General features: G+C 70.2%; 8 protein-coding genes. 7 read left to right on the forward strand and 1 reads right to left on the reverse strand.

Annotated elements, in window-relative coordinates:
- Nucleotides 1–7 precede the first annotated feature (7 nt).
- Nucleotides 8–871 (reverse strand): C40 family peptidase, encoded by an 864-nt coding sequence (locus IE330_RS26745; RefSeq protein WP_190138686.1) that lies wholly within the window; start codon nucleotides 869–871, stop codon nucleotides 8–10.
- Nucleotides 872–1,900: 1,029 nt separating this feature from the next.
- Between IE330_RS26745 and IE330_RS26750 the strand changes: the two genes are divergently transcribed.
- The 7 genes from IE330_RS26750 to IE330_RS26780 form a co-directional block, all read left to right on the forward strand.
- A complete protein-coding gene (locus IE330_RS26750) occupies nucleotides 1,901–2,260 on the forward strand; it encodes an NADH-quinone oxidoreductase subunit A (protein ID WP_030678082.1) in 360 nt (119 codons plus the stop codon).
- A 32-nt stretch (nucleotides 2,261–2,292) separates the two neighbouring features.
- Entirely contained in the window at nucleotides 2,293–2,847 is a 555-nt protein-coding gene (locus tag IE330_RS26755) for a NuoB/complex I 20 kDa subunit family protein (RefSeq protein ID WP_190138687.1), read from the forward strand.
- Nucleotides 2,844–3,593 carry an NADH-quinone oxidoreductase subunit C gene (locus tag IE330_RS26760; RefSeq protein WP_190138688.1) on the forward strand — a complete coding sequence of 250 codons (750 nt, stop codon included), beginning with the start codon at nucleotides 2,844–2,846 and terminating at the stop codon, nucleotides 3,591–3,593. Before IE330_RS26755 ends, IE330_RS26760 begins: the two co-directional genes overlap by 4 nt.
- The gene (locus IE330_RS26765) at nucleotides 3,593–4,954 is read left to right on the forward strand and encodes an NADH-quinone oxidoreductase subunit D (RefSeq protein ID WP_190138689.1); all 1,362 of its coding nucleotides are present in this window, start codon (nucleotides 3,593–3,595) and stop codon (nucleotides 4,952–4,954) included. The genes IE330_RS26760 and IE330_RS26765 overlap by 1 nt, the downstream gene beginning before the upstream one ends.
- Nucleotides 4,951–5,817, forward strand: a complete 867-nt coding sequence (gene nuoE / locus IE330_RS26770) for an NADH-quinone oxidoreductase subunit NuoE (protein ID WP_190138690.1) — start codon at nucleotides 4,951–4,953, stop codon at nucleotides 5,815–5,817. Before IE330_RS26765 ends, nuoE begins: the two co-directional genes overlap by 4 nt.
- Nucleotides 5,814–7,193, forward strand: a complete 1,380-nt coding sequence (gene nuoF / locus IE330_RS26775) for an NADH-quinone oxidoreductase subunit NuoF (RefSeq protein ID WP_190138691.1) — start codon at nucleotides 5,814–5,816, stop codon at nucleotides 7,191–7,193. Before nuoE ends, nuoF begins: the two co-directional genes overlap by 4 nt.
- On the forward strand, nucleotides 7,190–8,790 hold a 1,601-nt coding region (locus IE330_RS26780; RefSeq protein WP_190138692.1), incomplete at its 3' end, for an NADH-quinone oxidoreductase subunit G. The genes nuoF and IE330_RS26780, both read left to right, overlap by 4 nt.

Genomic DNA, 8,790 nt, shown 5'->3' on the forward strand with positions numbered 1-8,790 from the left:
AGGACCGTCAGAGGACGCGCACCGCGCCCGAGGCGGGGTAGCCCGACAGGTCCTGGATCACGACGCCCTTGCTGGGGTTCGCGGCGTCCAGGTACTGGCCGCCGCCGATGTACACACCGACGTGGTACGCGGAGCCCGCGCCGCCCCAGTACAGGATGTCGCCCACCTGGAGGTTGGACAGCGAGACCGGGGTGCCCGCGGTCGACTGGGCCTGCGAGGTGCGCGGCAGGTTGATGTTGGCCTGCTTGAACGCGGCCTGGACGAGACCCGAGCAGTCCCACGAGTTCGGGCCCGTGCCGCCCATGACGTACGCGTCGCCGACCTGGGCGCGCAGGAAGCTGATGACGGCGCTGACGCTGCCGCTCGACGGCGTCGAGACGCTGTTGTCGGACGCCGAGGAGCCCGACGAGGACGAGCCGCCGGTGGTGTTGCCCGACGGGGCGGAGGAGGTGCTGAGCTGCGTGCGCTCGGTGGTGCGCGCGGCGCGCTCCTTCGCGGCGGCCTTGCGCTTGGCCTCGGCCTCGGCCTTGGCCTTCGCCTCGGCCTCCGCCTTCTTCTCCGCGGCCTTCTGGTCCTTGGCGGCCTGCTTGGCGGCCTTGACGGCGGCGGCCTCCTGCTGGGCGCGCGCCTCGTAGCTGTCGGCCGTCTGCTGCGTGGCGTCCGCCGACTGGGCGATCTGGGCGGACAGATCGGCCGTGAGCGTCGGCAGCTCGATCGTCTCGGTCACCGGCTCGGCGGCATTCGCCGTACCAGCGGCGCCGGCCACTGCCAGGGTGCTGAGGACGCCACCGGCAACTCCGGCGCGCAGAGCCATCTTCGACGCACTGCGACGGGGCTTCCGGTGGCTGGGTATGTGAGCGGTGTGGGACATGAGGACAACCGCTATCAAGGAGTAGGGGTTCCCTTCAAGAAACGTGTGCTGCGCCACAGTTGCCGCGCACGCGGCTGAATCCCGGGCGTGTCGCTCCTTATTGACGCCGTAACGGGCATTGCGGACAGTGGTGATCACGCCTGTGATCATGGGTTTTCCGAGTTACGTCCGAATTGCCCGCGGACTAGCACGCGTTGGGGCAGTTGGCCAAGCCCGGTTGTTCGGCCAAGGGTTCGGGTGTGGTACAGGTCACTTCCGGGTACCCGGGGTGGTCGCCTCGAGACCTGGACGAGACCCTTCCGAGATCTACCGCGCCGCCCGGCCGTGCGGCCGTGCCGCTCCGGTCGTGACCGGGCTGCCGCCCCCTGTCCCTCATGCACGCACGCGCTCCACCCGCCACCCCGCGCACGCGCGCACGCGCGCGGCCCCGCGCTCGCACGCGGTTCCTACGGACGGCTCCCGCGGCGGGGTCGTACGGGAGGCCCCCGCGGAAGGCTCGGGCCGAGGGCTCGGGCGGAGGGCTCGGGCGGAGGGCTCGTGCGGTGAACTCGTGAACGCGTGCACACGGCCGACCCCGCCCGCACCCCTCGGCGCGCCCGGGAGGAACCGTCCACTCCCGTCCGCCCCTGTCGCCCAGATGTGAACGCGCCCCTTTATCAAGTGATCACGTCCGGCGCCAATTTGCCTGTAGCGGCCATCTCTTGATAATGCAACCCCGTCCCGACCAGCGCCGACGCGCCAAGATGTCACCTCTGGTGATCACTCAGGTGCTTCGCGTACGAGAAGCGCCGCTCATCCGACTTCATGATCCTTCGTCAGGTGGTGGAGATCACAAAGGCGTTGTCGTACCCCGTGTCGCAGATCACAGACCGGCAGGCATAAGATGCGGGGCAGTTGGGCTTGTGACCTGCTTCACATGTAAGCGATCTTCGGGGTGCTCCGGGGGCCGGGGATCGCGTGCGAGCGGGGCGGTGAGCGGGTCCGACGCAACCGCCAGCAGTCAGTGCCGACTGAGAGGAGCGAGGAGCGGTGAACGCGTATGCGCCCATCCTCGTACTGGGAGCCCTCGGGGCAGGCTTTGCGATTTTCTCCGTGGTCATGGCCACGCTTGTCGGCCCCAAGCGGTACAACCGCGCGAAGCTCGAGGCCTACGAGTGCGGTATCGAGCCGACCCCCACGCCGGCCGGCGGCGGGCGCTTCCCCATCAAGTACTACCTGACGGCGATGCTCTTCATCGTCTTCGACATCGAGATCGTCTTCCTCTATCCCTGGGCCGTCACCTTCGACGCCCTGGGGATTTTCGGGCTCGTGGAGATGCTGCTCTTCGTGCTCACCGTCTTCGTCGCCTACGCGTACGTGTGGCGGCGCGGCGGCCTGGAATGGGACTGACCCCCGGAAGGGGACAGAGGAGCCACTGAAACATGGGACTCGAAGAGAAACTGCCGAGTGGATTCCTGCTGACCACCGTCGAGCAGGCCGCCGGCTGGGTGCGCAAGGCGTCCATCTTTCCCGCCACGTTCGGCCTCGCCTGCTGCGCCATCGAGATGATGACGACCGGCGCCGGGCGGTACGACCTGGCGCGCTTCGGGATGGAGGTCTTCCGCGGGTCGCCGCGGCAGGCGGATCTGATGATCGTGGCCGGGCGGGTGAGCCAGAAGATGGCGCCGGTCCTGCGACAGGTGTACGACCAGATGCCCAACCCCAAGTGGGTCATCTCCATGGGTGTTTGCGCGTCTTCAGGCGGAATGTTCAACAATTACGCGATTGTCCAGGGCGTCGACCACGTCGTCCCGGTCGACATCTATCTGCCGGGCTGTCCGCCCCGGCCCGAAATGCTGATGGACGCGATCCTCAAGCTGCACCAGAAGATCCAGAACACCAAGCTCGGCGTGAACGCGGAAGAAGCGGCCCGCGAGGCGGAGGAGGCGGCCCTCAAGGCCCTCCCCCTCATCGAGATGAAGGGGCTGCTGCGGTGACCGACGCGAACGGCGACGCCACGAACGGCGTCAACCCCGAGAAGGACCTCGCCGCCTCCAACCTCCCCGGCCAGCGCGGCGACGGCGGCGAGGAGATCCGCGTCCAGCGCGGCATGTTCGGCGCGGACAACGGCGGCGACACCTCCGGCTACGGCGGCCTGATCCGCTCCATCCGGCTCCCCGGCCCGGCCACCCGCCCCTACGGCGGCTGGTTCGACGAAGTTGCCGACGAGCTGGAGGGCGCCCTGGAGGAACAGGGCCTGCTGCCCGAGAACGCCATTGAGAAGACGGTCGTCGACCGCGGCGAGCTCACCTTCCACATCGCGCGCGAGCACCTCGTCCGGGTGGCCCAGACGCTGCGGGACGACCCCGCGCTGCGCTTCGAGCTCTGCACCGGCGTGTCCGGCGTGCACTACCCCGGCGACAAGGGCCGCGAGCTGCACGCCGTCTACCACCTGCGCTCGCTCACCCACGGCCGGCTCGTCCGCCTGGAGGTCAGCGCCCCGGACGCCGACCCGCACGTGCCGTCCCTCGTCGCCGTCTACCCGACGAACGACTGGCACGAGCGCGAGACGTACGACTTCTTCGGCCTGGTCTTCGACGGCCACCCGGCCCTGACGCGGATCATGATGCCGGACGACTGGCAGGGCTTCCCGCAGCGCAAGGACTACCCCCTCGGCGGCATCCCCGTCGAGTACAAGGGCGCCCAGATCCCGGCTCCGGACCAGCGGAGGTCGTACAGCTAATGAGCACTCCCTTCACTTCCGGCACCTCTGGCACCTCTGGCACCTCCGCCTCGGCGTCCGCGCGCGAGACCACCGAAGGCACCGTCTACACCGTCACCGGCGGCGACTGGGACGAGGTCGCCAAGTCCGCGGTCGAGGCCGACGACGAGCGCATCGTCGTGAACATGGGCCCCCAGCACCCCTCCACGCACGGCGTGCTCCGGCTCATCCTGGAGATCGAGGGCGAGACGGTCTCCGAGGCCCGCTGCGGCATCGGCTATCTGCACACGGGCATCGAGAAGAACCTGGAGTACCGCACCTGGACCCAGGGCACCACGTTCGTCACCCGCATGGACTACCTGACGCCGTTCTTCAACGAGACGGCGTACTGCCTGGCCGTGGAGAAGCTGCTCGGCATCGAGGACCAGATCCCCGACCGCGCCACGATCCTGCGCGTGCTCCTGATGGAGCTGAACCGGATGTCCTCGCACCTGGTGTGCATCGCCACCGGCGGCATGGAGCTGGGCGCCACCACGATCATGATCTACGGCTTCCGTGATCGTGAACTCATTCTCGACATCTACGAACTCATCACCGGCCTGCGCATGAACCACGCGTACGTCCGGCCGGGCGGACTCGCCCAGGACCTGCCGCCCGGCGCGGTGGACCAGATCCGCGAGTTCGTGAAGAAGATGAAGAAGAACCTCCCGGAGTACGACAAGCTCGCCACCGGGAACCCCATCTTCAAGGCCCGCATGCAGGACGTCGGCTACCTCGACCTGACCGGCTGCATGGCCCTCGGCGCCACCGGCCCCGTCCTGCGCTCCGCGGGGCTGCCGCACGACCTGCGCAAGACCGACCCCTACTGCGGCTACGAGACGTACGAGTTCGACGTCCCCACCGCCGACACGTGCGACTCCTACGGGCGGTTCCTGATCCGCCTGGAGGAGATGCGCCAGTCGCTGCGCATCATCGAGCAGTGCCTGGACCGGCTGCGGCCCGGCCCGGTCATGGTCGCCGACAAGAAGATCGCCTGGCCCGCCCAGCTCGCGCTCGGCCCGGACGGCCTCGGCAACTCCCTCGACCACATCAAGAAGATCATGGGCACCTCCATGGAGGCCCTGATCCACCACTTCAAGCTGGTGACGGAGGGCTTCCGGGTGCCGCCCGGGCAGGCCTACGCCGCCGTGGAGTCCCCCAAGGGCGAACTCGGCGTGCACGCCGTCTCCGACGGCGGCACCCGCCCCTACCGGGTCCACTTCCGCGACCCGTCCTTCACCAACCTGCAGGCCATGGCGGCGATGTGCGAGGGCGGCCAGGTCGCCGACGTCATCGTCGCCGTCGCGTCCATCGACCCCGTGATGGGAGGCGTCGACCGGTGACCACCACCGAATCCGAGGGCGTCAGCCTGGGCATGCCCCAACTGCCCCCTCCGGACTACCCGGCCGACGTCCGAGCCCGCTTGGAGGCGGACGCGCGCGACGTCATCTCCCGCTACCCCGACTCCCGCTCGGCGCTCCTGCCCCTGCTGCACCTCGTGCAGTCGGAGGAGGGGTACGTGACCCGCACCGGGATGCGGTTCTGCGCGGAGCAGCTCGGCCTCACCACCGCCGAGGTCACGGCCGTCGCCACCTTCTACACCATGTACCGCCGCAAGCCCTCGGGTGACTACCAGGTCGGCGTCTGCACCAACACCCTGTGCGCGGTCATGGGCGGCGACGCCATCTTCGAGGCCCTCCAGGAGCACCTCGGCGTCGGCAACGGCGGTACCACCGAGGACGGCAAGGTGACGCTGGAGCACATCGAGTGCAACGCCGCCTGCGACTACGCGCCCGTGGTGATGGTCAACTGGGAGTTCTTCGACAACCAGACCCCGGCCAGTGCCAAGCGCCTCGTCGACGACCTGCGCGCGGGCGCCCGGGTCGAGCCCACCCGTGGCGCCCCCCTGTGCACCTTCAAGGAGACGGCCCGCATCCTCGCGGGCTTCCCCGACGAGCGCCCCGGAGCCGTCGAGGCCACCGGCGGCGCGGGCCCGGCCTCGCTCATCGGACTGCGCCTGGCCAAGGGCGAGACGCCCCCCGCGCGCGTGGTCCACCCGCGCGCCGGCGGCCCCGAGGGCGCCCAGCCGCACGAGCCGTCACCCGGCGAGCACCTGAGCTCGCACGACGCGCCGCAGAAGACCTCGGCGTCCGACCCCGCGAACCCCGCGGGCCCGGTCGGCGAGGCCCGCGAGGAGGGGGAGTGATGACCTTGGCAGCCGAGATCGACGAGACCAGCCCGGAGAAGCTGCTCGCACCGGTCCTCTCCGCCTTCTGGGACGAGGAGAAGTCCTGGACGCTGGACGTCTACCGCAGGCACGACGGCTACGAGGGACTCCGCAAGGCCCTCGCGATGGCGCCGGACGACCTCATCGCCTACGTGAAGGACTCCGGCCTGCGCGGCCGCGGCGGCGCGGGCTTCCCCACCGGGATGAAGTGGCAGTTCATCCCGCAGGGCGACGGCAAGCCGCACTATCTAGTTGTCAACGCCGACGAGTCGGAGCCCGGGACCTGCAAGGACATCCCGCTCCTCTTCGCGAACCCGCATTCCCTCATCGAGGGCATCGTGATCGCCTGCTACGCGATCCGTTCGTCGCATGCCTTCATCTACGTGCGCGGCGAGGTCGTCCCCGTGCTGCGGCGGCTGCACGAGGCCGTGCGCGAGGCCTACGCGGCGGGCTACCTCGGCGAGAACATCCTGGGCAGCGGACTCGACCTCGAACTCACCGTGCACGCGGGCGCGGGCGCGTACATCTGCGGTGAGGAGACCGCACTGCTGGACTCCCTCGAAGGCCGCCGCGGCCAGCCGCGGCTCCGTCCCCCTTTCCCCGCGGTGGCGGGGCTCTACGCGTGCCCCACTGTTGTCAACAACGTCGAATCCATCGCGTCGGTTCCCGCGATCCTGAACCGGGGCAAGGACTGGTTCAAGTCGATGGGCAGCGAGAAGTCCCCGGGCTTCACGCTGTACTCGCTCAGCGGCCACGTCGCCTCGCCCGGTCAGTACGAGGCGCCGCTCGGCATCACGCTGCGCCAACTGCTCGACATGAGCGGCGGGATGCGCCCCGGCCACCGGCTCAAGTTCTGGACGCCGGGCGGGTCCTCGACGCCGATGTTCACCGACGAGCACCTGGACGTCCCGCTGGACTACGAGGGCGTCGGCGCCGCGGGGTCCATGCTCGGCACCAAGGCGCTCCAGTGCTTCGACGAGACCACCTGCGTGGTGCGGGCCGTCACCCGCTGGACCGAGTTCTACGCCCACGAGTCCTGCGGCAAGTGCACGCCCTGCCGTGAAGGCACGTACTGGCTGGTGCAGTTGCTCCGGGACATCGAGGCCGGCAAGGGCGTCATGGCCGACCTCGACAAGCTGAACGACATCGCCGACAACATCAACGGCAAGTCCTTCTGCGCCCTCGGCGACGGCGCCGCCTCGCCGATCTTCTCCTCCCTGAAGTACTTCCGCGAGGAGTACGAGCAGCACATCACCGGCAGGGGCTGCCCCTTCGACCCCGCCAGGTCGACGCTCTGGAGCGACAGGACCGGGCGGCTCCACGACACCGACGACAGCACGGAGGTGAACGCATGACAGTGACCACCAGCGCTCCCTCCGGGGGCGGCGAGGCGGCGGTACCGCCGGAAGACCTGGTCACGCTGACCATCGACGGCATCGAGATCAGCGTCCCCAAGGGCACCCTGGTCATCCGCGCCGCCGAACTCCTCGGCATCGAGATCCCGCGCTTCTGCGACCACCCGCTGCTCGACCCCGCCGGCGCCTGCCGCCAGTGCATCGTCGAGGTCGAGGGCCAGCGCAAGCCGATGGCGTCCTGCACCATCACCTGCACCGACGGCATGGTCGTCAAGAGCCACCTCACCTCGCCGGTCGCGGAGAAGGCGCAGAAGGGGGTGATGGAGCTCCTGCTCATCAACCACCCCCTGGACTGCCCGGTCTGCGACAAGGGCGGCGAGTGCCCGCTGCAGAACCAGGCCATGTCCCACGGCAACGCCGAGTCCCGCTTCGAGGGCACCAAGCGCACCTACGAGAAGCCGGTGCCCGTCTCCACCCAGGTGCTGCTCGACCGCGAGCGGTGCGTGCTGTGCGCCCGCTGCACCCGCTTCTCGAACCAGATCGCGGGCGACCCGATGATCGAGCTCCTCGAACGCGGCGCGCTCCAGCAGGTCGGCACCGGCGAGGGCGACCCCTTCGAGTCGTACTTCTCCGGCAACACCATCCAGATCTGCCCCGTCGGGGCGCTCACGTCGCACGCCTACCGCTTCCGGTCGCGCCCCTTCGACCTGGTGTCGTCGCCCTCGGTGTGCGAGCACTGCGCGGGCGGCTGCGCGACCCGCACCGACCACCGGCGCGGCAAGGTCATGCGCCGCCTCGCCCAGGACGACCCCGAGGTCAACGAGGAGTGGATCTGCGACAAGGGGCGCTTCGCGTTCCGGTACGCGCAGAAGGCGGACCGCCTGACCACACCGCTCGTACGGAACGCCGCCACGGGCGCGCTGGAACCGGCAAGCTGGCCCGAGGCGTTGGAGGCCGCCGCCAAGGGCCTCGCCGCCGCGCGCGGGCGCGCCGGTGTCCTCACCGGCGGGCGCCTCACCCTGGAGGACGCGTACGCGTACAGCAAGTACGCGCGCGTGGTGCTCGGCACCAACGACATCGACTTCCGCGCGCGGACGCACTCCACCGAGGAGGCCGACTTCCTCGCCGCCCGGGTCGCCGGGCGGGGCCGGGACCTCGACGGGACCGGCGTCACGTACACCGCCCTGGAGAAGGCGCCCGCCGTCCTGCTCGTCGGCATCGAGGCCGAGGAGGAGGCGCCCGGCGTCTTCCTGCGGCTGCGCAAGGCCTGGCGCAAGCACGGACAGCGCACCTTCGCCGTCGCCACGCACGCCACGCGCGGCCTGGAGAAGGCCGGCGGGACGCTGCTCGCCGCGGCGCCCGGCACGGAGACCGAGTGGCTGGACGCGCTCGCCGCCGGTGTCGGCCTGGAGGCCGACGGCGCGGGGGCCGCCGAGGCGCTGCGCGCCCCGGGCGCGGTCATCGTCGTCGGCGAGCGGCTCGCGGCCGTGCCCGGCGGGCTCACGGCCGCCGTCCGGGCCGCCACGGCGACCGGCGCCGCGCTGGTGTGGATCCCGCGCCGCGCGGGCGAACGCGGGGCCGTGGAGGCCGGCGCCCT

The organism is Streptomyces longispororuber (genome assembly GCF_014656095.1).
Lineage (GTDB): Bacteria > Actinomycetota > Actinomycetes > Streptomycetales > Streptomycetaceae > Streptomyces > Streptomyces longispororuber.